Raw genomic sequence first — 23,841 nt, 5'->3', positions numbered from 1 at the left:
CAATTGTTAAGAAGATAATGTCGGTTAGCGTGTGCTCTATTTTCCAAGCTTGGCGAGGGTCTCGAATAACTGAAATATGGTCCAAAAGGCTTAATCCATTCATTATGGCTAAATATCTGCTGTTAAAAAACAGTATATGATCACACCTAAATCTGATCATCAAATCGATCTTGAATGTATTGAATTTGTTGTGACTTCAGTGTACAAATTAGTGGAAATATGATTTCACGTCATCCCTTATTCCATAAGGGGTTTTCATGATCTTGCCCTGGTATGGTCACACCTTCACTCGCTAGTAAACGTGATTTTTACCTCCCCATTCCAAAAACAACGGTCTTAACGGTTAAGAAGAGAATCTTCAATTCCATGCGCCAGTTCTGGTGTTTGATGTAGTAAATATCAAATTTATGCTTCCAAATTGCGTCTTCAACAGAGGCGCCGTATGGGTATTTTACTTGAGCTAAACCTGTTACTCCGGGTTTTACTGCATGGCGAAAACGGTAGTATGGAATCTCTTTTTCTAGATCCTCAATAAACACCTCACGTTCAGGACGTGGGCCCACCATCGACATCTCACCTTTATATACGTTGATCAACTGTGGCAGTTCATCAATACGAGTCTTGCGGATAAAGTTACCGACTTTAGTTACTCGAGCATCATTCTTCGTTGCCCACTGAGCACCATTCTTTTCTGCGTCGTTACGCATCGAACGGAATTTGATAACTTCAAATTCTTGATTGTATTGGCCAGTTCGTCGTTGTTTAAAAAAGACAGGGCCTGGTGATTCAAGTTTGATTAATGCAGCAGTTAAAAGCCCGATAGGAATCGCAATCAAACCGATCATGAAAACGAACAGTAGGTCTATAAAGCGCTTTTCATTAACATTTCTTTTGTTTGACAGAATTGAAAAGGCTTTTTGGTGCAGAAAGTACCCGCTGTGGAGCAGCTCCGTTTCCGTATAACCAAGCGTTCTATCAAAGTAGCTAGCTAACGGCTCGACCCAAGCACCAAGCTCTGTTGCACCGATCAAAAAAGCACGGTGTTCTTCACTTAGTTCCATACTTCTAAAGTGACATAAAGTTTCACCTTTAAAGTCTCTTATTGAGTAATTGTTTATGTCGTGTTTAATGTCATGTCGAGCTAAAACAGAACGAAGGGTATCTAAACACGATTCGGGTGCGTATATGTGGAGTGTCGATTTACTTTCTGATGATAGGGTTTGTAGAGCCTGGTGATCTGACTCTGCCTCAACGGTTGTATCGGAAAGTTCTGATGGGTGAGCCTGTTTTAGAGCAACTGAGTTTTTCATTATAAGTTTGCTTTATAATTGTTTAAGGGATATTTAGCCGAAGTTGTATACATATCAATAGCGACTTTTCAATTGCGTGCATCTTACGTTAAAAGTGCTTTAATGTACATGCTGTTGATTATGATCTACTCATCAATTTCAACCAGTATCATATAAAGAGATTGTTAAGCCTTAAACACAAAATGACGCTTTTTTTCACATTCGATCATCCTACCTGCGCCCTTTCTTGATCTTCCGCTACAGTTTTGACTGTAAACTGTAGTAAAATTACGCTAATTTGTTTTTATACCGATTTATTTTGAATTGAACGAGGTCAGTCCTATGTCAGCTAAGAAGCCAATGGCTCTAGTGATCCTTGACGGTTACGGTTACCGTGAAGACAACCAAGACAACGCTATCGCGAACGCTAAGACTCCAGTTTTAGACGGTCTTATTGCTAACCAACCTAACACGCTAATCTCGGCTTCTGGCTTAGATGTAGGCCTACCTGATGGTCAAATGGGTAACTCTGAAGTGGGTCACACCAACATCGGCGCGGGTCGCGTGGTATACCAAGATCTTACTCGTATTACCAAGTCAATTTCAGATGGCGAGTTTGGCAAAACTGAAACGCTAGTTAACGCTATCGACAAAGCGGTGAAAGCTGAGAAAGCGGTTCACATCATGGGTCTTATGTCTCCAGGTGGCGTTCACTCTCATGAAGACCACATCTACGCAGCTGTTGAAATGGCAGCAGAGCGTGGCGCAGAGAAAATCTACCTACACGCATTCCTAGACGGCCGTGATACGCCGCCACGTAGCGCAGAAAACACACTGGCACGTTTCCAAGAGCTATTCGCTAAGCTAGGCAAAGGCCGTGTGGCTTCGCTTATTGGTCGTTACTACGCAATGGACCGTGATAACAACTGGGATCGCGTTCAAGAATCTTACGACCTGCTGACTCAAGCAAAAGCTGAGTTCACATTCGACACTGCTGTGGCTGGCCTAGAAGCGGCTTACGCTCGTGACGAAAACGATGAGTTCGTTAAAGCGACTGAAATCAAAGCTGAAGGCGAAGAGTCTGCCGCTATCGTAGATGGCGATGCAGTTATCTTCATGAACTACCGTGCTGACCGAGCTCGTGAAATTACACGTGCATTCGTTCCTGATTTCGATGGTTTTGCTCGTAACGTATTCCCAGCGATCGATTTCGTGATGCTGACTCAATACGCAGCAGACATCCCGCTTCTATGTGCATTCCCACCGGCTTCTCTAGAGAACACTTACGGTGAATGGCTATCGAAGGAAGGTAAAACGCAGCTACGTATCTCTGAAACAGAGAAATACGCGCACGTTACTTTCTTCTTCAATGGCGGTATCGAAGACGAGTTCGAAGGTGAAGAGCGTCAACTTGTTGCTTCTCCAAAAGTAGCAACTTACGACCTACAGCCAGAAATGAGCGCACCAGAGCTAACTGAAAAGCTTGTTGCCGCAATCAAAGGCGGCAAATACGACGCTATCGTTTGTAACTTCCCTAACTGTGACATGGTTGGCCACACTGGCGTTTACGATGCAGCAGTTAAAGCGGTAGAGTCGCTAGACGAATGTCTTGGTAAAGTGGTTGAAGCAATCAAAGAAGCGGACGGCCAACTGCTAATCACAGCTGACCACGGTAACGCGGAAATGATGGTAAACCCAGAAACGGGCGGCATCCACACTGCACACACTAACCTACCAGTGCCACTTATCTACGTAGGTAACAAAGACGTTGAGTTCAAAGAGGGCGGTAAGCTGTCTGACCTTGCACCAACGATGCTTTCTTTGTCTGGTATCGCAATCCCTGCTGAGATGTCAGGCGATGTGATCGTTAAGTAATCACTTAACTTTCATCGAATACTAGAACGGCTACGCGTGAGTGTGGCCGTTTTTTTGTATCTGGAATTTGAGTATAGATGCGGGATGCGAGTAAACGGGATACGAAGAGCTTAAGGGCAGGAATTGGGTAAGAAAAACATGCAGGGGAGAACATAAGGGCACGACCTTAAACAAAAGACGAAAAGAACAGTCTTGATGAATATCGAAAGAGTGACATTGCTTGAATGATTAGGTAGCTTAAGGCTCATACTATACTTATCTTTTACCTTATCTCTAGGCTGTGTATATGAACTCAAACCCAGACCGCTGGAAGCAACGACTGCAAAACTTAATGAAAGCGCAGCAAAGGCTTGAGAGAGCGTGCTCACAAGATAGCTACAATGAGTTAGAGCTCGCTGGGTTAGTACAAACTTTTGAATTTTCTTTCGAACTGACATGGAAGACCCTTAAAGACTTACTTGAGTTTGAAGGGTTTGATGTGGCTTCGCCGAGGAGCGTTTTTCGTACGGCCTTAGAAGCTAAGCACCTGTCTTCGGAGCAGTGTGAGATGATGCTTGAAGCACTCATAAAACGAAATTTATTGTCCCACACCTATGATGAGGAAAATGTCCTTGAAGCTCAGTCATTGATCTTAGAGTCATTTTCACCAGTGATAGGGCAAGTCACACTCTATTTAAAGCTTAAATGTGATCAAGAGGGTCAATGCGAACAAGAGGTTAAATGTGATCGATAGTTATTTGGTTAAACCAGACTCGGTCGGCCTTAAGCCTCATCAGTATCAGCTGATTGAGGATATTGTTTTGAGTCATGCTTTAGTCATTCATGCCTGGGTATTCGGTTCTAGAGCCCTTGGAACTTATAAAGATAACTCCGACATCGATATTGTTATCGAGGGGCATGGGATTTCGTTAAGTGTCGTCGCAGGCTTGCAAGATCGTTTAGAACAATCGTCACTTCCGTTCAAGGTTGACTTGCTCGTTAAACATAGAATTACATCGAATGAGCTACTTGCCCATATTGACACTTATGGGATTAAACTAAAGTAACCGAACGTATTATTATCAGCGTAACGGTGATGTTGATTCTTGAACCGATTGTTTACGTTTTGCCAGTTTATCTCGAATCTGAGTACCTGAATTGACTCGGTCATGTTTTTTATCATCAATAGAAAACGATAATAGTTTCATTAGCGCTATAGCTCCATCTCTACGCTTTCGATCTTCATAAGATTCAATCGTATCAGTGGACATTACTATCACCTCTTGGTATGAAATTTTAAATATAGACTATATGTTGTCTGGTGATAATGGCGCTTCTTGATGGCGAAATTTTATATTATTGATCTAGTGAGATAAGGTTTACTTCTTTTTATTTAAGATCGAACGCTCAAAATCTAACAACCACTCTTTGCGATTCATACCGCCGGTGTAGCCGGTTAATGTTCCATTCGCGCCGATGACTCTATGGCAAGGCACAACAATACTAAATGGGTTCTTGCCATTTGCACCACCCACAGCTCTTACTGCTTTTGGGTTATCCATTATTTTCGCTTGTTCACCGTAACTGATGGTTTCGCCATAAGGAATGGTTGTTAAAGCTTGCCAAGCTACTTTTTGAAAGTCAGTGCCTTTTATCGCTCTTAATGGCAAATCGAATTCTATTCGATGACCTGCGAAGTACTCATCTAACTGTTTCGCTGCCAGTTGGCAAAGGTCATCTGGATTGCTAATCATTAGCTCTTCGTGATTTACATGGTCAATTTCAATAAGCGACACACCATTGCTAACAATGATCATCTTGCCAATTGGTGCGTCATAGAACATTTTGTAAGTGGTGTCTTCCATGTCATCTTCCTTTTTTTAGTCTTTTTCTGCTCTCAAGCTCTTCGAATCTCGTATCTGTTTTTGAGGCTCTTCGCATCCCGTTTACCCGAATCTCGCATCTGCTCTTAAGCTGCTTGAAATTTGATTCATGATGCGCAACACGCTACACTCTCTGTATGATTAAAACATTCAAGCATAAAGGTCTCAAAAAGTTTTTTGAGACTGGCAGTAAAGCCGGTATTCAAGCTAAGCATGAGCGTAAGCTTAGGATGCAGTTGGCAGCTATAGATACTGCAACCATTATTGATGATGTTGATCTACCTGGCTTTAAGCTTCACCCATTAAAAGGGGATAGAGATGGTATTTGGTCAATCACAGTAAATGGTAATTGGCGTATTACTTTCGAATTTATTGATGGTAATGCCTATATTTTAAATTATGAGGATTATCACTAATGAGTATGCACAACCCTCCTCACCCAGGTGAGTTTATTTATGACCTATATATGGAACCGTTTGGTTATAGCTGTCGTTTTGTTGCAAAGCAGCTTGATGTATCCCCTTCTACGCTGAATCGTGTTCTTAAAGGCCAAAGTGCAGTTTCTCCTGAAATGGCTTTACGTCTTTCTAAGTCACTGGGTAGAACCCCGGAGAGTTGGTTAACAATGCAGGATCACTATGATCTGTGGCAAGCAAAACAGAACGTTAATCTAGCGAAGGTAAATACGATCAACTTTGCTCTAGCGACATAAATATAACGAAGATGGACTAAGCGCTGCGTAGTCAGCGTTTGTCTTTCAGTTTTTGGTTTGTACTATCCCTCTTCGTATCCCGCATCTGCTTTAGCCCTCACACGAAGTGCAAAGCAATACCCTGAAATACCACCCATGATGTTCCCCAAGGCTAAACCAATAAACAACCCTTCGACACCATCAATTTGGCTGCCTATCCACGCAAAGGGCAAGGTAAACACAAACAAACGCATGAAGCTCCATTGAAAGGCTTTGAGTGGTTGATGCATGGCATTCATTCCACTGATCAGCATCATCACAATACCTTGGAATCCATAGCTAAAGGGGACGACCAACAAGTAATGCCACAAAATGCCTCGTACGGATTCTTCTTGAGAGAACAGGGCAGCTAAGGGGATGCTCAACGGCACCATCATTAAGAAAATCAAACCTTGGAACATCACAGCAAAACGCATACTGAGAAACAATGCCTTAAAGCTGCGTTGAGAGTTGTTTGCGCCAAAGTTCTGCGCCATGAAAGGCGTAAGGGCTGAAGTCAGAGACATCAACACAATGATAAGAATGGATTCAATACGCTGAGCAGCACCATAAGCAGCAACGGCTTCGGTTCCCTGTTTGGCCAACATCATCATTATGATGGCACCCGCTAATGGATTGAGCGCATTGGACAGTGCCGCAGGAGTGCCGATAGTCAGTATTTGATACCAATCGCTAAGGATGTTTTTGATATTCGGTAAAGCCAGAAGCTTTTCTCGTTTAATCAAGATGTACAGCGAGCAACACAAAGCGCCAAACCAACTGAAACCACTTGCAATTGCAGCACCTTGAATCCCTAGTTCAGGGAAGGGGCCGTATCCAAAAATAAGCAAAGGGTCGAGAACGCCGTTGATTAACCCTGCCAGCATCATGATTTTAGCAGGCGTTTTGGTATCGCCACTGGCACGAATAGCGCTGTTGCCTGCCATTGGGATCACTAATAGGGGAATGGTGATATACCAGATCAGCATGTACTCAGAGATCAGAGGCAGTAACTCCGCTTCGGCACCCAATAAAGTAAATAAGGGGTCGAGTGAGATAATGCCAACAGCGGAAGCGCAGCAGACCAGAAGTAGCGCGAGTAATAATCCATGGCAGGTAAAGCGTGCTGCATTTTGTGCGCTGCCTTGGCCAAGCAATCGACCGATACATGTCGATAAGCCAATACCAATCCCCATGGTGATGCAGTTGATGGCAAAGGTGACTGGAAAGGTAAAGCTCACTGCTGCAAGTGCTTGTGTGCCGAGCAGTGAGATAAAGAAGGTATCGACCAAGTTAAACATCAAGATCGCCACCATACCGAATATGGTCGGTATGGTCATGGTACGCAATGTACTCTCAATTGGGGCAGTTAATAGCCCGTGCTTATCTTGCATGCAAAACGCCGATAGAAACCAAAAGCGTAGGATAAACAGATGCGGGATACGAGTAAACGAAAAGCAGGGAAAGATGAGGGGTGAGAATCTGCACTTTAGCTCACAATTTTTTCGTTCCCCCCTTGGGATCTTTCACATCGCCCCCAACATATTGTTTGACCCACGCTAATCGTGGCAACTATCAAAATTTAAATGGAAATTATCAGGAGATAAGACCGATGAATATCCGTCCTCTACATGACCGAGTTATCGTTGAGCGCCAAGAAGTTGAATCTAAATCTGCTGGTGGCATCGTTCTAACTGGTTCTGCCGCAGAAAAATCGACTCGCGGTATCATTCTAGCTGTCGGCAAAGGCCGCATTCTAGAAAACGGTTCAGTGCAACCGTTGGACGTAAAAGTTGGCGATACCGTTATCTTTGCTGAAGGTTACGGCACGAAAACTGAAAAAATCGACGGCAAAGAAGTTCTGATTATGTCTGAAAACGACATCATGGCGATCGTCGAGTAATCTATTTTTCATTTAACTCTCAGTAAAAGTTATCAGAGCCAGTATTGGATGATTCATATCGTCATTCCAGAAATGAGGAACGAATTATCTGGAATCTAAACAGAGTGCGATTTGAGTAGATTCTGAATCACGTTCGTCCCTCACTGTTCAGAATGACGCGATAACGCTGAGACGCCCCGAAACAAAGAATTTGAAAGGAAATTAAGATGGCTGCTAAAGACGTTAAATTTGGTAATGACGCACGTATTAAAATGCTAGAAGGTGTAAACGTTCTGGCTGACGCAGTAAAAGTAACGCTAGGTCCTAAAGGCCGTAACGTTGTTCTAGACAAATCATTTGGCGCACCGACTATCACTAAAGATGGTGTTTCAGTTGCACGTGAAATCGAACTTGAAGACAAGTTCCAAAACATGGGCGCACAAATGGTTAAAGAAGTGGCTTCGCAAGCGAATGACGCGGCGGGCGACGGTACGACTACAGCAACAGTTCTTGCTCAAGCAATCATCACTGAAGGCTTAAAAGCCGTTGCTGCTGGCATGAATCCAATGGATCTTAAGCGCGGTATCGACAAAGCAGTTATCGCTGCAGTTGAAGAGCTAAAAGGCCTTTCTGTTCCATGCGCAGATACAAAAGCTATCGCGCAAGTAGGTACTATCTCTGCGAACTCTGATTCGACAGTAGGTAACATCATTGCTGAAGCGATGGAAAAAGTAGGTCGTGATGGCGTAATCACGGTTGAAGAAGGTCAGGCTCTACAAGACGAGCTAGACGTAGTTGAAGGTATGCAGTTCGACCGTGGTTACCTATCTCCTTACTTCATCAACAACCAAGAAGCGGGTTCTGTTGATCTAGAAAGCCCATTCATTCTTCTTATCGACAAGAAAGTTTCGAACATCCGTGAACTTCTTCCGACTCTAGAAGCGGTTGCTAAGGCATCTCGTCCACTTCTTATCATCGCTGAAGATGTAGAAGGCGAAGCGCTTGCAACTCTAGTTGTGAACAACATGCGTGGCATCGTTAAAGTGGCTGCTGTTAAAGCGCCTGGTTTCGGTGACCGTCGTAAGTCTATGCTGCAAGACATCGCTATCCTAACTGGCGGTACGGTTATCTCTGAAGAGATCGGCCTAGACCTAGAGAAAGTAACGCTAGAAGACCTAGGTCAAGCTAAGCGTGTAACTATCACTAAAGAAAACTCAACCATCATCGATGGCGCGGGCGAAGAAACAATGATCCAAGGTCGTGTTTCTCAAATCCGTCAACAAATCGAAGATGCAACGTCTGACTACGACAAAGAGAAACTTCAAGAGCGCGTAGCTAAGCTAGCTGGCGGTGTTGCAGTAATCAAAGTGGGCGCTGCAACTGAAGTTGAGATGAAAGAGAAGAAAGACCGCGTTGAAGATGCACTTCACGCAACTCGCGCTGCCGTTGAAGAAGGTGTGGTTGCTGGTGGTGGTGTTGCACTTATCCGCGCTGCATCTAAAGTTGCTGGCCTTGAAGGCGACAACGAAGAGCAAAACGTCGGTATCCGTGTTGCACTACGTGCAATGGAAGCGCCTATCCGTCAAATCACTAAGAACGCAGGTGATGAAGAATCTGTTGTTGCTAACAACGTTCGTGCTGGCGAAGGTAACTACGGTTACAACGCGGCGACTGGCGAATACGGCGACATGATTGCAATGGGTATCCTAGATCCAACTAAGGTAACTCGCTCTGCACTTCAGTTCGCAGCGTCAGTTGCTGGTCTTATGATCACAACAGAAGCGATGATCACTGATAAGCCACAAGATTCTGGCCCTGCAATGCCTGATATGGGTGGCATGGGCGGTATGGGTGGTATGGGTGGCATGATGTAATCATCCCCCTTTCTCTATAGCAGAGAAAGTCACACATAAGCTTTAGAAAACGGAGACTTCGGTCTCCGTTTTTTTGCTCTTAAGCCTTATTTATTCGCATCCCGTATCTGTATTTCAGCTTCACCATCACTCTTTTTTTCCAAAGCTCCTTGGTCAGCCTGCCTTGTGCGTAAACTGTTGTTCATCAATTTTTTGCAGCATCATGTCACGCTTAAATGGTTTTGGAAGATAATCGTTCATTCCACACTCGAAGCAACGTTTAATATCATCATCGAGCACGGATGCCGTTAAAGCGAGGATATGTGTTGCCTGAAGTTGCAGGTTTTCTTCATAGCGCCTGATTCGCTCTGTTGCCTCAAAGCCATCTACATTCGGCATCATGCAGTCCATCAAAACAAGGCCGATGTCTTGATGATGCTCTCGATATAAATCAATCGCTTCTTGTCCATCATTGGCAATCAAATAGTCAATCCCTAACTTATCTAAATTGATACATACCACCTTCTGATTTACGCGGTTATCTTCAACTATGAGGACTTTTTGACGTACAGTCGCTTCTATCGGCTCAGGTTGATGTTGAGGGGGTTGTGGCTGTGACCTTTCAAGCACGGAGTTCAACATGCTACTTAAGCGGGAACCGAGCATAGGAAGAGTCACATAGCCTGAGATAAAATGACACTCACTCATAGGATCACTAAGATTATCTTTCACTATGATGATTTTCACCTCTGGTGCTAAGCGATGCAGTGTTTTGGCTTGGTTAATATCTTCCATCAAAGCGATCTCTGGGAGGTCAGTTGCCGCCAAGTTTGTTTCGATTGATTTTAGTTGTGGTGAGTAACCAAGGCGGAACAAGTCATCGAGTAAAAGTTTCGATGGCGCATCTGAATAATAGACAACGGTTTGTTTACGATTTTTATGTTCAGAATGATCTGATGGCACTACGGTTAATTGGAAATGAAAGCAACTGCCCACGTCCTTCTCTGACTCAACGTTTATCGAGCCTCCCATCATTTCCACCATACGTGACGAAATACTAAGCCCTAATCCGGTCCCCGCAATATTGGAGGTGATGTTGGTATCTTCTTGGCAAAACGCTTTGAAAATGTGCTCTTGTTGGTCTGCTGCGATACCAATACCCGTATCTCGAACAGAAAACTCGACCACACACTCTGTTTCCAATGATGGAAGCCGTTTAGCGGTGAATACGATAGAGCCTTGTTCTGTAAATTTGATCGCATTTGAGGCTAAATTCATCAACACTTGGCGAATTTTATTCCCATCAACATGAATGTACTCTGGGAGCTCGCCATCAATTTCAACTTCCAACTTAATCTGCTTTTGATAAGCTTTAGAAGAAATCAGAGTCACGCTATCAAACAGCAGCTCTCTTAAGTCTGTCGTATGTGGATTAATTTCCAGTTTACCCGATTCAATTTTGGACAGATCGAGAACATCGTTGATCAACATAAGTAAGGTTTGAGAAGAGGTATAGATAGTCCCAAGGCAGTCTTTCTGTTCTGCGGATAGTTTGGTTTCTGCCAGTATTTCTGACATACCAATCACGCCATTAAGCGGTGTCCGTATCTCATGAGACATATTGGCAAGAAAGGCACTTTTTGCACGGTTTGCTTGTCGTGCTTTCTCTTGTGAAACAATCAATTGAGTTTCAAGTTGACTGGCACGCCACACAACATAAAGCAGCACCAGTAACGTCACCCCTCCTAATGCGGCTGTCGATAAGTAGCTGTACGACTTTATCTGCGTCAGGCTCTCTGCGATCTGCTTGGGTGTTTCGGTGAAAAGTAAGTTGAGCTCATCTTCAACATGATAAATACTGCTGGTGAGTTCTCCTTTGAGGCCGCTATCAGAGCTGTACCCGACACTCTTTAACCCTCGCTGCAATCGCCAAAAGTGGCGTTTAAAATTATTAAACGAAGCTAATGCACTGATCGTTCGGGAATTCTGTTCTATTTCATCTTGGATTTTGAACAATGAATCGACAATCTTATCTAATGTTGTCTGATCAAAATCGGTAAAGAACTGATACATGAGATCTTGTGTTTCTAAAGTCAATTCTTCAAGCTGCACATTATTGGATTCATGTACGAAGCGCTCAAGTGTCAACGCTGCATTTTTTAGTTTCTCAATGAGCCCAATTTGGTCCCTCTTGCCATGTATGCTGACTAACTCAAGGGCTAATAATGTAAAGGCGGTGTGGTACTCGTCGAGATACTCGACAACTTTGGCATAATTAAAAGAAATATTGAGGTCGCTTCGTACGATTTTCCCATCGATCTCAGCCAGCTTTTCGATCAGCTGACTTCGCTTTATATTGAGTTGTTCTTGAATCTCTGGTTGCCTTGTGGAAACAAACTGCTGCTCTTGTCGTCTGACAGAGAGCATAACGCTATAAGCTTCAGAAAGACTGAGCTGGAGATTAATCATGTCCTGCTCTTTGTTCTTCAGAGCATGGCTAACATAGATATAGAGGCCTAAAAATAACACGATAGCCAAAAAACCACGCGAAATAATCGCTTTAATGGTCTGTTTATTCGTAGGTTCCTTAATCATGCTATTCCCACTGTTTCATATCGTTCTATTCCTATATTAGAATTTAGTTTATTTTCAGAATTTTACGAACATTAGTTTTTGAATACCTGAGGTCTGTTGAGCTTTTATCAATAAATTTTTTAGGATGACATCGCTTTAGATGCGGCAATAAGTGTGTGGGCTATAAGCTTGTGAAACATGTTGATTTTCTCGCCTAGATTTTTGTTTGGAATAATAAGCGTTAGAGCGGAGGTTTCGGTCTCTGTTTTTTTTTGCTTTTCGCATCTCGTTCACTCGAATCCCGCATCTGCTCTTAACCATTGCTCTTTATGATTTAGCGGCTTATATTCAACAGTACAGTTATTACATTGATTTAACATGGGTAGCTGTTGAATAAAGGACAATAAATGCTTGATTAAAAATGGATTAATCAAGTGAACAATAAGTCAGTGGAGACTCCCCAATGAAAAAACTACTTTCAGTACTTGCTGTGTCGGCAGCAGTAATGGCACCGGCAGCATTTGCTTCTTCGCCTGTTATGTTTTCAACGATTAACGGTTTCAACGCACCTGACTCAGATGCGGTTGGCGGTGTGCGTTTGGCTTTACTTCACGGACAAGTGAACGACCTTAAAGGTGTCGATCTTGCTGTTGTTGGTATGTCTGAGACGCAAACGACCACAGGTGTGAACCTGGGTATTTTGGGTGCATCAAAAGTGAACCAAGAAATGACCGGTGCATCTCTAGGTTTCTTCAACTGGAACACGGGTAAAACAACGGGTGTTAACCTTGGTGCTGTGAACATTACTAATGATGTGAAAGGCGCGAACGTGAGTTTCGTCAACTACTCAGAAGGTAACACTATGGTTGATGTTGGCGCTGCGAACCTTTCAGAAGTGTCTACGGTTCAGGTTGGTATCTTCAACAAAACCAACAAAATCGAAGGCGTACAAGTTGGTCTGATCAACTGTGCTGACAACGGTTTCTTCCCGTGCTTCCCGATTGTAAACTTTGCTAAGTAAGGCTTAGTGTTACTATAGTGATTCATAACGCCTAAGTGCATCTGACTTAGGCGTTATTGCAACTCAACATTTTCTTATAGATATCCAAACGCCCCTCCAAAATAGATAAGCATATTGTTTTATATTTTCTATTGCAGTATTTTTACTAATGAGTACAATGTGCGATAAATTCCTAATGATGATTTATATGCTTTGATTAACCACCATACCGTCGATTTTAAAAAGGCTTTCTTAGGCCTGACCGCCAGTTTTTTAGTAGTTTTGAGCTTGTTGCTCGTTGATTCAGCGGAAGAATCAGATAAACAGTATGGAATGGAAAACCAAGGCGTAACACGCTCTTTAGCGGAGCTCACACAGATCATAAATGCGCTTGAGTACAACATCACTGCGCTTTATCCACTGCATGGGGATACCTACGTATTCTCGCATGACAAAAAGATCGAGGGTGAGACGTGTTACTTCACCAGTGAGGAGCAACATGCCCCTCGTTTTGATTTTATGTTCTCTGGCCCTCGCGAGATGTGCAACCCGGAATCGGACCTTTATACCGAAGCGGGTAAGCGCCTGTTCATCGCGCCGACCATGGCTTATTTTGCCAATACCATTGATACCATCTCTGCGATTTATTTCATTTCAAAAGAGAAATTCATTATCTCTTCGCCTTCTGATTTTGCCAGTTACATTAAGGGCGACACCTTTGATTCGGTTGTGAATAGCAGGCCTTATTGGGTGAACACGATTCGCTTTGGCTTAGCTCAAGGGCAAGACCAAGTGGTGTATACCGGCCAATATGATGACTACCTGACAGGTCAGAAAGTGGTGACCTTAACCAAAGGAATCTACGTTAATGGTGAGTTTAAAGGGGTGTTGGGTGTCGATGGTTATGTCTCTAACCTAGTATCGAATCCTACCCATGGCTACAAAGTCACCAGTACGAGAGGCGCAAACAAATATGGGTTTATGGATTTTAGCTATTCCAAGCCTCTGTACGTTGATGACATTGACACCCAGCTATATCTGAGTATTGAAGAAGATAAGAGCGAGCACTTTCTGCATGTCTTAGAGATGGAGAAGATTCAGCTTTCGATACTGTTGGTTTTGTACTTGCTCTCGGTTTTATGGCTATGGCGCTTCTATACAAGACAAGAGCACCAGCGTCTAAATGATCTTGCAATGCGCGACCCACTAACGGGCTTACTGAATCGACGTGGCTTTGAAGCTCGATTGCTGGCGCTGGATGAGGAGCCGATTATTGGTGTTGGCGTGTTTGATATTGATGATTTCAAAGTCGTTAATGATCAGCATGGCCATAAAGTGGGGGACGAGGTGATTTGCCATGTTGCTCAGGTGATGCTGAATAGCGTTAGACAGCAAGATATCGTGGCACGGTTTGGTGGCGAAGAGTTTGTTGTCGCGATCACGGGTGAATCTTCTGAGTTGCTTTCGTCGATCTTTGAGCGAATTCAAAATGATATTAGCCTGCAAAGTTATCGATGCCCAACAGGTGACAAGATTAGTATCTCAGTGTCTGGCGGCGCGACGCTCTATTCTCTGTATAAATTCGACAGTGTCGGCCACTTGTGGGAAAACCAAAGCATTCGTTCCTCGGATGAGCAGCTTTATAAGGCAAAGGCTGCAGGTAAGAATCAGGTGTGTATTCAAGTGTATTAATGAGTTGGATACACAAAGGCCTAGTCGTGTGACTAGGCCTTTTTAATGTCTGTTTCAGGTTGAGGTTACTTCTTCACGCGGCCTTTTCTCATCCACTTCTGATGCACACCACGGCGTAGGCTCTGGAAGCTGTTTTCCACCTTGTCGACACCAAGCAGGATAACCAGCGCCATTAGCGTGATGATGACAGACTGAGAGAGATGCCCTAACGCGATCATCATCCCTAATGCAGCGAGTACCCAAATAATCGCAGCTGAAGTCACACCATGAATCTTGCCATCCAATGTCATCATGACCCCAGCGCCAAGGAAACCAACCCCAGTAATGATCTGACCAAGCACACGAGCTTGATCGAGCGTGTTAGGGGAAAGGCTAATCGCCATCGTAAGGAAGAAATAGGTACCACTGATGATCAGAATCGATGTTCTGATCCCTACTGGTTTACCGCGTGTTTGTCGCTCGATACCGATTAACGAACCACACAGCATACATACTGCAAGGCCTGCCCAGCTAAAGGGGGCAAGGTTGAGAGTTTGTTCTATAAATTGTGTCATATCACCCCTCCTAAAAATTTAGAATAGAGCCGAGTATGCTAATAATAGACCGGACGATCGAACAAAAACTTTTTGTCTTAACGATTGATAAAGATGACGTAAAGTCTAGCAGCCGTCAGTTGTTAAGGAGAAGACAGGTGTCGTGGTCTCTGTCGCTTCTTGGTACTCAAGGTAACAGTTATCTCCTTCCTTTTTACGACTTGCTGGAGCGTAGATAATTGTTCCATCTCCGGCACTTACATTGGTAAAGAACCAATCGGCATTACCGACTCCCCATTCTGCATCCAGAAACGTGGATTCGATTAGCATTGACCAAGCGTCACTGTTGATTGCTGCTGGGTAGCCATAGACAACTGAGATATCGTCGCCCTCAATATTTACTGACGCACTCGCTGCTTTATCTAAGCCTAATGCCGATGTCTTACCATAAAGCATAGCACTTGCGCCCTCCATTCCGCCTTTAAGGCCGTTTAATGTCGAGATACGAGCATCGGTTTGAAGGTTGAGGAACTTAGAAGCTGCAGTGACCGACACAATACCTAGAATCACGATCACCACGACCAGCTCGATGATGGTGAAACCTCTTGAGCTGAACCTAAGCGCTGATTGAGGTGTGGTTGCTGGTGGAGCAACTGAGGTATTGTGTTTCATTGATACAACTTCTCTATTCAATGTGTAGGTCGAGCGGTGTCTTGCTGCTGCGTCCACCAATCTCACGGGTTAACTTAGGTACTAGGTAGCCAGAAACCTCAGAGATTAACTCCTTAAAGTGATGCTTCGCTTCTTCATCTGAAATATAGAAATGAGCAGCGCCCTGAACCTTATCAAGTACATGCATATAGTAAGGTAAAACACCGGCGTCGAATAGCTTTTCGCTTAATTCTTTCAATGAGTTAGCGCTGTTGTTTACGTCTTTAAGCATCACGCCTTGGTTGAGCAGAGTTGCACCGCTTAACTTAAGCTTGTGGAAGGCTTGTTTGAGCTCTAAGTTGATTTCGTTGGCGTGGTTAATATGGCTCACCATCACCACATTAAGGCGAGTTTGAGCTAACAATTGGCACAGTTCATCCGTTACTCGAGCGGGAATCACAACCGGTAATCGGCTATGAATTCGAATGGTTTTTACATGTGGGATTTGTTCGATAGCATTGATAAGCCACTCCAGTTCGCTGTCTTTTGCCATCAGTGGGTCGCCTCCCGACAAGATAACCTCGTTGATCTCTGGGTGAGCAGCTACATAGTCGAGGCTGGTTTGCCAAACAGACTTCGAGCCCTTGTTATCTTGATAAGGGAAATGACGACGGAAGCAGTAGCGGCAGTTAATCGCGCAACCGCCTTTCACAATCATCAGTGCTCGATTTTTGTATTTGTGCAGTAAGCCTGGTATTGCGTTTTCTTGCTCTTCCAGTGGATCAGCGGAATAGCCTTGGTGTACCTCAAACTCTTCGCTTAGCGGTAAAACCTGTCGTAGCAATGGATCGTGTGGGTTGCCTTTTTCCATTCGTTCGACAAAGCTAAGAGGTACCCGAAGCGCAAATAACTCACGAGCAGCGAAGCCTGCTTGCCACGGTGTTGGGTCTATTTCCAATGCCTCAAGCAGTTTTGTCGGGTCAGAGATCGCATTCGATAGTTGTTTGAGCCAGTTTTGCTCAACAGATTCGACTTTTCGGGTTATGATATGCGGCATTGAAATTAACTCAAAGATGTGGAAGAGAAAATCATGGCGTCAGTAAGCACCAATGAATTCAAAGGCGGTTTAAAATTCATGTTAGATAACGAGCCTTGCTCAATTATCGACAATGAATACGTTAAGCCAGGTAAAGGCCAAGCGTTTAACCGTGTAAAACTTCGTAAACTGCTGTCAGGCAAAGTGTTAGAGAAAACATTCAAATCAGGCGAAAGCTTTGAGCTTGCAGATGTTGTTGACGTTGAACTAGGCTACCTATACAACGATGGCGAATTCTACCACTTCATGAACAACGAAACATTCGAGCAAATCGCTGCTGATGCAAAAGCAGTAGGCGAGACTTCTAAATGGTTAGTTGAAAACGACGTATGTACTCTAACGTTGTGGAATGATAACCCTATCACAGTAACTCCACCAAACTTTGTTGAGATCGCAGTAACAGAAACCGATCCTGGCCTTAAAGGCGACACACAAGGTACTGGCGGTAAGCCTGCAACTCTAGCAACTGGCGCGGTAGTTCGCGTACCTCTATTCATCGCTATCGGTGAAGTTGTTAAAGTTGATACTCGTACTGGCGAATACGTTGGTCGTGTGAAGTAATTGACTTCAAGTATCTGAAAAAGGTCGCTTAGGCGGCCTTTTTTTGTACCTCAAGATTGGGGAAGAGCAGATACGAGTAATACGAGATGCGGGATACGAAGAGCTGGAAAATCAAGAGTGAGTAAGCCAGATGCGATTCACCTTGGTTACAAGGCTACATTATGTGACTAGTGTCATATTTTGGTTGTATTCTGGATGAAAATCAAAAATTTTATCTAACTTATAGATTTACAAGGTGTTGTTGGCGTTTATATATCGCAACAAAAATCTCTCAATTCAATATGTGACTGTTTAATATTGATTTTGTGAATATGTGTGATGGGAAGGGAAGCTGATTACAATATTGTTAGAATGAGTAGAGTCTACTAGCTTTATACGCGATGTTATTAAGCAACTATGTGGATATTGATATGAGACTTAATGCAATTACGTTGGCTCTTGGTTTGGTTAGTATCGTCGGGCTTTCAGGATGTGATGACGATGATACAACCGTGTCAACCACGACTCCGAGTGAGACTCCCTCGACTCCCAGCTCCCCAGCTGAAACGACTAAATACAGTGTGACTGCAATTGATGGTTATTTACGTCATGCTCGAATTTGGTTAGACCTTAACGGTAACTACGTCTTAGACGACGGTGAGCCTAATGCTATTTCTGGTGATGGCGGAGTTGCAGATTTAGACGTCACCGATGTCGACAACCCTGAACAGTACCCTGTCGTTGTGCAAGCGATCTCCGGGCAGACGATTGATGAAGATGAACCTGATGTTACGGTGTCTGACGACTATATTATGTCAGCCCCTCCAGGTGAAAAAGATGTCACCCCTTTGAGTACGCTAGTTCACGTATTGATCGAGCAAAACACTACAGATTCTGACGATGCTGCTGCGGTTGAAGCAGCAAAGCAAGCTGCCATTCAGCAAGTCGCTGATCAGCTAGGCTTAGATGAAGATGAAATCTTAGGTGATTTTGTTGAGTCAGGTGTTGAGGCTGCCGCTTATGCCGCTGAAAACTTGGTTGATTCAAATGTTTTGCCTTCATCTCCTCAAGAGTTGCAAGAAGTTGCTGAAAGTGAAGATAAAGGGACTAAGTTTATCTCTGTGACTGCATCTGTGAATAATGAAATCAAAAAGAAAATTGAAGAAGTTGCAGGTGATAGCGATAAGACATTTGATAATGTTGGTGGTGCGACAGAGGGTGTCGATTTTTCTAATGACACAGATGATGACGGCGTCCCCAATGACTTAGATGACTTTCCGAATGATCCCAATGAAAGTCTGGACTCCGATGGTGATGAGATCGGTAATAATGCCGACCTAAATGATGATACGGTGGACGGAGAAGATGACATCTACCCTGATGCCAATGATGCGTTTCCAACGGATCGTTCTCGTGCTGGTGACCATGATTCGGATGGGGTAGACAGTATTGATGATGTCTTCCCACAAGATCCAACTGAGTGGGCTGATAATGACTCTGATGGCTATGGTGACAATCAAGATGTATTTGATAATGACCCAACCGAATGGGCAGATACGGACGGTGATGGTGTTGGTAATAATGCCGATGAATTCCCATCGGATCCCAACGAGTCCTTAGATACGGACGGTGATGGCGTTGGTAATAATGCCGATGAATTCCCAACCGATGCGACCGAATGGGCAGATACGGATGATGATGGCTTAGGCGATAACGAGGATGACCCGTATCCAAACGATACGGATAACGACAGTTACAACAATGATGTTGATGAATTCCCAACCGATGCGACCGAATGGGTCGATGTGGACGGTGATGGCGTTGGTAATAATGCCGATGTTCATCCAGAGGATGGAAATAAGTCAATTGCTGATGTTGTGGCCAATGTTAGTGCAACTGATGTAGCAGTTTTAAACATAACAGATCGCGATATCATTACACTGGATATTGAGGTCGAAGAAATGGTTGAGACACTGAATAGCGGAGAGATTGTTACCACCATAACTACTCAATATATCACTGCTGATGACGTGGTATATGGCACGACACAAAGTGTCGATCACCTGTTAAATGATGACTTTACTCGTATCCAGACCTTTGCGTACGACTATAACCTCGATGGTACTGCACGTTACGAAGGCATGTCTCTTGAAATTGGTACTAGAACCGAAACAAGCGAGACGTATTGGCGCTATATCGATGAGGGTGATGCATCTCTTGAGGGCGGTTTCGGCGGTAATGGTCGTGTCTATGAACAAGGCGTAGCCTTAACATCTAGAGTTCACCCAAATGACTTATCTCAAATAGATACAATACATAGTGTATCAGTGGAATTTGAGGACGTCGCAGAGGGCGTTCAAGCGGTCGAAACGTTAACCGAATACACGGTAAATGGCTTTGATATCGACGATGTTCAAACCCATCAAGCTCAATGGGCTCAGACTTTAACCACTGTAACGCAGGATTACGTGCAGAGTTTCGTGGAGTCTAAGCAGGACTGGGGTGCAGACGGTTACATCAATGTTGAACTTCGATTTAATAATATCCCTGATGGTAGCTATGTCTACGAATATTCGACACCAATATGGGCAAACCCACAAGATGGTGAATTCCATGAGTACGCAGACTTTAACTTTAATGATGGCAAATGGGACGATCTCACAGCGTACTGGAATTACTACCGCAAAGAGGTACTGATTAATGGTGATGTTCTTGAAAGTGGAGAGCGTTCGGTTCTAAACGAGGAAACGAACACACTACTCATTGTCGATAGTGATCCAATCAATACCTTGTTCCAAGAATGGAATGCCGTGTCTCGTTCTGTCAGTGATGTGGAAAAAAATAAACACATAGAGTGGCAGCACTACCCATTAGCGGATTATTCATTTACGACTGACACTGATAATGTCGGACAGGCCTATCGCGTTTACCAGAAACAATCTAATGGCCTTTGGGTTGCTACCTCATTTGATGAGTGGGGAACACAAGCGGTTGTGGATCTACCACAACAGGTAGAGGATGCCCGTGTTGCTGGCACAGAGTTGGAGCTTATTGATGACCAAATCATTCCAGGCCTGAGCCGATACGCTACGCTGTTACCTACAAGCAGTTTCCAATACGATGACAATGGGCCAATTCAATGGCACGTCGTAACACAAGACTATCTGTTCACTGATACTGGTATTCCAACACTGGTTACACTGGATCTTGGTGATAGTGGTGTGGTTCCTGGTTCGTTTACCGGAGTGAATGATGTTGATATGGTGCTTATGGTTCCGGTCGTCGATAATCCTTGGTCTTGGTACGATGCCTACTATCGTAGGGGCATAGATACATGGGGCATGGATCTAACAGAAGGAGACTTTAGTTGGAACAATAGCCTAGGAATGTTCTTCTTAAACGAGACAGCAGCTCAAGACTATCTTACACAGGTTCTAAACCAAGATAGTGACGACGATGGCTTTAAAGACTACGAGGATGCTTTCCCTAATGATCCAAATGAATGGGATGATAGTGATGGTGACTATGTTGGCGACAATAGCGATGCCTTCCCTTATGACTCATTAGAGTGGGCGGATTCTGATAGTGATGGTTTAGGCGATAACCATGAGAATGCAACCGAAGGTTTAGATCCGAATAATGCTGATTCAGATGAAGACGGCGTTTATGACGGTGAAGACCTTTATCCAACCGACCCAAATAAGTGGACTATTACCGCCCAAGAGTTTGCGGAGCAAGAGGGGACTCTTTACGGATTCTTCAGCGATTGGAGCGAACTATCGTTCGTAGATATTCTGTTTAAAGAAACCTTGAGTTATGGCGGTGATACGTTAACCCTTACGGAACTCATACAGTACCGTGGTGATCAATCCTTTATCCAGCTACCACTTGAAGCTGAGGGGGACGTACAGCTCACTGAAAACGGCTGGCAAACTCCGGTAGGTTATACGATAGACTTCTCTGGAGAGCAACTTATTGCCTATCCAGAAGACAATTCCAGTTTCTATTATTCAGTAGAATCAGAAGTGGTAAACCTATCGGGTATGGCATTGCATGAAGTCTACTTTGAGTGGTTCGACTTCATGGAAGAGGCGAGGTTCGCTGAAGGCTCACAAGCGGTAATGTTTACCTTCTCTCCAGCCGTAAACCAGTACTTCCTATGGGAGGGTGGTAGTCCGTACGTGAGGTTCTCTGACGTCGGTTATGATACGGATGGTAGCTCTATTACAAGTCTGGACGACATTATTGTGTCGCAGTCGGTCGGTGAGTCGGTTTCCACAGATCTTACTACCTCTGTTGGCCTCTATCTAGACTTTGATATCGAGTTAGTGAGTGATGGCACGGCGCATTATTACTTCTTTGATTGGGACGCAGGAACGGCAAGTCGCGTCGCTACTGCGGATTACTTACGTTACACATTACACGGTGAAGATATCGTCGAATTTACCGTACCAGTTGAGGCTATGCCCTACATGGGAGAGGGGGATACGCCTACCATGATCTTTAGCATGTACAATGGTGAACTTACGGTAGGTGAGATTGAGGCGCCAAGTGCTGAACCGTCGGACGATACTATGTACGCTTTCAATGGTATTGCCGCACAGTCTATAGAAGATGGTGTAGTGTTGAGCGATTACCTATTTACCTGCTACTTGGGTGATAGCGATGATCAGTCAAGCCCAATCATGGCTGACTATGAGCTTGCGATTACGGATTGTGGCGGTCGAACTCACATTACCAGCGAAATGGTCGAGGGTCTAAACTTCCAACGCGTTAAAGGCAATGGAAATACTCGTGACTACTTGTTCAATGCTGATGGCACAGTGCATGTATTGAAGGGAGAGGGCGGTAACTATACTGACGATTGGGTCATAGAAGATGGCTTGGTTAAGATCAGCTATTCTGATGAATCGGAGAGCTTCACGACTTACTGGGCACTGTTAGATTCGTTGGATGATACGTGGTCAATCAAGTTCTATGAGAACGAAGTTGTGGACGGTCAATCAAGTAGCTATATCTGGATGGATACTATTATTCAACAAGATCGTCCGATTGTGCTTGAAGAGTGCTACATCGGTGATGCAGAACCTGTTGAGGGGCAACCTATCCCGAGTATGAGTGACTACGAAACGGCGATCACGGATTGTGGCGGTCGAACTCACATTACCAGTGAGATGGTCGAGGGTCTAAACTTCCAACGCGTTAAAGGCAATGGAGATACTCGTGATTACTTGTTCAATGCTGATGGTACTGTACATGTATTGAAGAGTGAGGGTGGTGACTATATCGATGACTGGACCATAGAAGATGGCTTTATTAAGATCAGCTATTCTGATGATTCGGAGAGCTTCACGACTTACTGGGCGTTATTAGATTCAATGGAGCAAACTTGGTCAATTAAGTTCTTCGAGGAAGAAACGTTAGACGGTGTGACTGAAAGCTGGATATGGGCTGATACTGTGGTGCAACAAGATAGAAACGCTCTGCAGTTTGACCCGACTAACTTGGTATTGATGGAGTACGATGGTAACACCCTCTTTTTCCATGATAACGGCAGTATGAGCTATATCGGCAATGATGGCACTGAGACCTATGGGAACAGTTGGATGAAAACTTCAGCTAATACCATGATGATAACTTATGAAGATACCTCAACCGAGCAATGGGTACTTTTATCACAAACTGATGATGAACTAACTATCTCTAGGGATGGTTCAGAGGAGGTGCTTACAAATGTTACCTACGAGGGAACAGTAACGGTCTGTGGGGATGGTGATTCACCGTGGGATGATTTTACGGACCAACCCTCTGACTTTGGCACTCGTTCGGACTATGACAGCGCAGTCGCCAACTGTACCGTTGGTGGTGCTCAGTTTATAGAGTCTGATTTCACAGGTAATGGCAGTGAAAGTTCTCGTTGGGAGCTCATCGATCTTTGGGAGATAAATGGCACCGTCATGGCTGTAGTTGAAGAAGAGGTTGTGTTCCATAGTAACGGTACTGGCTACTTTGACGATGATGAGGGATTGTTCGGGTTCGATTGGGTGATTTTGAATGGTGAGGTGACCTTAACCATAACCGAAGAGGAATTTATAGGAGCCAAAGACACCTGGAATAAGGTTGATCAAGATGGAGAGTATATTACGACTAAATCCTTCTGGAGCGATCCAACCTGGAGCAACCCTGCGCCGGCAGAGGGAGAAGCGGAGATAACCTCAGGTGTGATGCGATTTGTGGGGTTTGAATAGCCGTAACGCATATAGA

Annotated in this window: 19 protein-coding genes; 11 read left to right on the top strand and 8 right to left on the bottom strand. The window is 44.1% G+C overall.

Annotated features, from left to right (window positions below; all coding sequences use genetic code 11):
- Positions 1-308: 308 nt before the first annotated feature.
- Positions 309-1,310, bottom strand: coding sequence for a sugar transferase (locus tag AB6D58_RS20200; protein WP_372158233.1), 1,002 nt, complete (start codon positions 1,308-1,310; stop codon positions 309-311).
- 321 nt (positions 1,311-1,631) lie between these two features.
- Here AB6D58_RS20200 and gpmM point away from each other — a divergent pair, with 321 nt between their 5' ends.
- The 3 genes from gpmM (at position 1,632) to AB6D58_RS20185 (ending at position 4,210) form a co-directional block, all read left to right on the top strand.
- Positions 1,632-3,164: a 2,3-bisphosphoglycerate-independent phosphoglycerate mutase gene (gene gpmM / locus AB6D58_RS20195; RefSeq protein WP_372158230.1), complete on the top strand. Its 1,533-nt coding sequence runs from the start codon at positions 1,632-1,634 to the stop codon at positions 3,162-3,164.
- Positions 3,165-3,450: 286 nt separating this feature from the next.
- Entirely contained in the window at positions 3,451-3,897 is a 447-nt protein-coding gene (locus AB6D58_RS20190; protein ID WP_372158228.1) for an HI0074 family nucleotidyltransferase substrate-binding subunit, read from the top strand.
- A complete protein-coding gene (locus AB6D58_RS20185; RefSeq protein WP_372158226.1) occupies positions 3,887-4,210 on the top strand; it encodes a nucleotidyltransferase family protein in 324 nt (107 codons plus the stop codon). Before AB6D58_RS20190 ends, AB6D58_RS20185 begins: the two co-directional genes overlap by 11 nt.
- A 15-nt stretch (positions 4,211-4,225) precedes the next feature.
- Here the strand turns inward: AB6D58_RS20185 and AB6D58_RS20180 are convergent, their stop codons facing one another.
- Positions 4,226-4,414 (bottom strand): hypothetical protein, encoded by a 189-nt coding sequence (locus tag AB6D58_RS20180; protein WP_017063158.1) that lies wholly within the window; start codon positions 4,412-4,414, stop codon positions 4,226-4,228.
- 108 nt (positions 4,415-4,522) lie between these two features.
- Positions 4,523-5,008 carry a methylated-DNA--[protein]-cysteine S-methyltransferase gene (locus AB6D58_RS20175; RefSeq protein ID WP_017063159.1) on the bottom strand — a complete coding sequence of 162 codons (486 nt, stop codon included), beginning with the start codon at positions 5,006-5,008 and terminating at the stop codon, positions 4,523-4,525.
- A gap of 155 nt (positions 5,009-5,163) precedes the next feature.
- On the opposite strand from AB6D58_RS20175, the gene AB6D58_RS20170 reads away from it, so the two are divergent.
- Both AB6D58_RS20170 and AB6D58_RS20165 read left to right on the top strand, forming a co-directional pair.
- Positions 5,164-5,442 (top strand): type II toxin-antitoxin system RelE/ParE family toxin, encoded by a 279-nt coding sequence (locus AB6D58_RS20170; protein WP_017067997.1) that lies wholly within the window; start codon positions 5,164-5,166, stop codon positions 5,440-5,442.
- On the top strand, positions 5,442-5,738 hold the full coding sequence (locus AB6D58_RS20165) for a HigA family addiction module antitoxin (RefSeq protein ID WP_017067998.1): 297 nt from the start codon (positions 5,442-5,444) through the stop codon (positions 5,736-5,738). The genes AB6D58_RS20170 and AB6D58_RS20165 overlap by 1 nt, the downstream gene beginning before the upstream one ends.
- A gap of 62 nt (positions 5,739-5,800) precedes the next feature.
- On the opposite strand, the gene AB6D58_RS20160 is transcribed toward AB6D58_RS20165, so the two are convergent.
- The gene (locus AB6D58_RS20160) at positions 5,801-7,150 is read right to left on the bottom strand and encodes an MATE family efflux transporter (protein ID WP_017067999.1); all 1,350 of its coding nucleotides are present in this window, start codon (positions 7,148-7,150) and stop codon (positions 5,801-5,803) included.
- Positions 7,151-7,368: 218 nt separating this feature from the next.
- Here AB6D58_RS20160 and AB6D58_RS20155 point away from each other — a divergent pair, with 218 nt between their 5' ends.
- Positions 7,369-7,659, top strand: a complete 291-nt coding sequence (locus tag AB6D58_RS20155) for a co-chaperone GroES (RefSeq protein ID WP_010433998.1) — start codon at positions 7,369-7,371, stop codon at positions 7,657-7,659.
- A 206-nt stretch (positions 7,660-7,865) separates the two neighbouring features.
- Entirely contained in the window at positions 7,866-9,512 is a 1,647-nt protein-coding gene (groL, locus tag AB6D58_RS20150) for a chaperonin GroEL (protein WP_017061290.1), read from the top strand.
- A gap of 153 nt (positions 9,513-9,665) precedes the next feature.
- On the opposite strand, the gene AB6D58_RS20145 is transcribed toward groL, so the two are convergent.
- Positions 9,666-12,086, bottom strand: a complete 2,421-nt coding sequence (locus tag AB6D58_RS20145; protein ID WP_136975773.1) for an ATP-binding protein — start codon at positions 12,084-12,086, stop codon at positions 9,666-9,668.
- Between the two features lie 442 nt (positions 12,087-12,528).
- On the opposite strand from AB6D58_RS20145, the gene AB6D58_RS20140 reads away from it, so the two are divergent.
- Both AB6D58_RS20140 and AB6D58_RS20135 read left to right on the top strand, forming a co-directional pair.
- Positions 12,529-13,086, top strand: coding sequence for a VC2662 family protein (locus AB6D58_RS20140; RefSeq protein ID WP_017067162.1), 558 nt, complete (start codon positions 12,529-12,531; stop codon positions 13,084-13,086).
- Between the two features lie 192 nt (positions 13,087-13,278).
- Positions 13,279-14,757 (top strand): diguanylate cyclase, encoded by a 1,479-nt coding sequence (locus AB6D58_RS20135; RefSeq protein WP_136999139.1) that lies wholly within the window; start codon positions 13,279-13,281, stop codon positions 14,755-14,757.
- Between the two features lie 65 nt (positions 14,758-14,822).
- Here AB6D58_RS20135 and AB6D58_RS20130 read toward each other — a convergent pair whose 3' ends face one another.
- From AB6D58_RS20130 to epmB, 3 genes are all read right to left on the bottom strand, one after another.
- A complete protein-coding gene (locus AB6D58_RS20130) occupies positions 14,823-15,311 on the bottom strand; it encodes an MgtC/SapB family protein (RefSeq protein ID WP_048607785.1) in 489 nt (162 codons plus the stop codon).
- 105 nt (positions 15,312-15,416) lie between these two features.
- Entirely contained in the window at positions 15,417-15,962 is a 546-nt protein-coding gene (locus AB6D58_RS20125) for a prepilin-type N-terminal cleavage/methylation domain-containing protein (protein WP_372158223.1), read from the bottom strand.
- Between the two features lie 13 nt (positions 15,963-15,975).
- Complete coding sequence (gene epmB, locus AB6D58_RS20120; protein WP_372158221.1) at positions 15,976-16,998, bottom strand: EF-P beta-lysylation protein EpmB; 1,023 nt, start codon at positions 16,996-16,998, stop codon at positions 15,976-15,978.
- Between the two features lie 33 nt (positions 16,999-17,031).
- Here epmB and efp point away from each other — a divergent pair, with 33 nt between their 5' ends.
- Together efp and AB6D58_RS20110 are read left to right on the top strand one after the other, a co-directional pair.
- Entirely contained in the window at positions 17,032-17,598 is a 567-nt protein-coding gene (efp, locus tag AB6D58_RS20115) for an elongation factor P (RefSeq protein WP_372158219.1), read from the top strand.
- Positions 17,599-18,008: 410 nt separating this feature from the next.
- Positions 18,009-23,825 (top strand): hypothetical protein, encoded by a 5,817-nt coding sequence (locus AB6D58_RS20110; RefSeq protein ID WP_372158217.1) that lies wholly within the window; start codon positions 18,009-18,011, stop codon positions 23,823-23,825.
- Positions 23,826-23,841 lie beyond the last annotated feature (16 nt).

It is taken from the genome of Vibrio sp. 10N.239.312.D08, from assembly GCF_041466145.1.
In the GTDB taxonomy this organism is placed as follows: domain Bacteria; phylum Pseudomonadota; class Gammaproteobacteria; order Enterobacterales; family Vibrionaceae; genus Vibrio; species Vibrio crassostreae_C.
The sequence above is the reverse complement of the archived record's forward strand: the minus strand, read 5'-3'. Positions and strand labels throughout refer to the sequence as shown.

Coding starts and splice junctions, on each gene's coding strand:
- AB6D58_RS20200 (WP_372158233.1), bottom strand. CDS start 1,310: ATGAAAAACTCAGTTGCTCTAAAACAGGCTCACCCATCAGAACTTTCC.
- gpmM (WP_372158230.1), top strand. CDS start 1,632: ATGTCAGCTAAGAAGCCAATGGCTCTAGTGATCCTTGACGGTTACGGT.
- AB6D58_RS20190 (WP_372158228.1), top strand. CDS start 3,451: ATGAACTCAAACCCAGACCGCTGGAAGCAACGACTGCAAAACTTAATG.
- AB6D58_RS20180 (WP_017063158.1), bottom strand. CDS start 4,414: ATGTCCACTGATACGATTGAATCTTATGAAGATCGAAAGCGTAGAGAT.
- AB6D58_RS20175 (WP_017063159.1), bottom strand. CDS start 5,008: ATGGAAGACACCACTTACAAAATGTTCTATGACGCACCAATTGGCAAG.
- AB6D58_RS20170 (WP_017067997.1), top strand. CDS start 5,164: ATGATTAAAACATTCAAGCATAAAGGTCTCAAAAAGTTTTTTGAGACT.
- AB6D58_RS20165 (WP_017067998.1), top strand. CDS start 5,442: ATGAGTATGCACAACCCTCCTCACCCAGGTGAGTTTATTTATGACCTA.
- AB6D58_RS20160 (WP_017067999.1), bottom strand. CDS start 7,150: ATGCAAGATAAGCACGGGCTATTAACTGCCCCAATTGAGAGTACATTG.
- AB6D58_RS20155 (WP_010433998.1), top strand. CDS start 7,369: ATGAATATCCGTCCTCTACATGACCGAGTTATCGTTGAGCGCCAAGAA.
- groL (WP_017061290.1), top strand. CDS start 7,866: ATGGCTGCTAAAGACGTTAAATTTGGTAATGACGCACGTATTAAAATG.
- AB6D58_RS20145 (WP_136975773.1), bottom strand. CDS start 12,086: ATGATTAAGGAACCTACGAATAAACAGACCATTAAAGCGATTATTTCG.
- AB6D58_RS20140 (WP_017067162.1), top strand. CDS start 12,529: ATGAAAAAACTACTTTCAGTACTTGCTGTGTCGGCAGCAGTAATGGCA.
- AB6D58_RS20130 (WP_048607785.1), bottom strand. CDS start 15,311: ATGACACAATTTATAGAACAAACTCTCAACCTTGCCCCCTTTAGCTGG.
- AB6D58_RS20125 (WP_372158223.1), bottom strand. CDS start 15,962: ATGAAACACAATACCTCAGTTGCTCCACCAGCAACCACACCTCAATCA.
- epmB (WP_372158221.1), bottom strand. CDS start 16,998: ATGCCGCATATCATAACCCGAAAAGTCGAATCTGTTGAGCAAAACTGG.
- efp (WP_372158219.1), top strand. CDS start 17,032: ATGGCGTCAGTAAGCACCAATGAATTCAAAGGCGGTTTAAAATTCATG.
- AB6D58_RS20110 (WP_372158217.1), top strand. CDS start 18,009: ATGAGACTTAATGCAATTACGTTGGCTCTTGGTTTGGTTAGTATCGTC.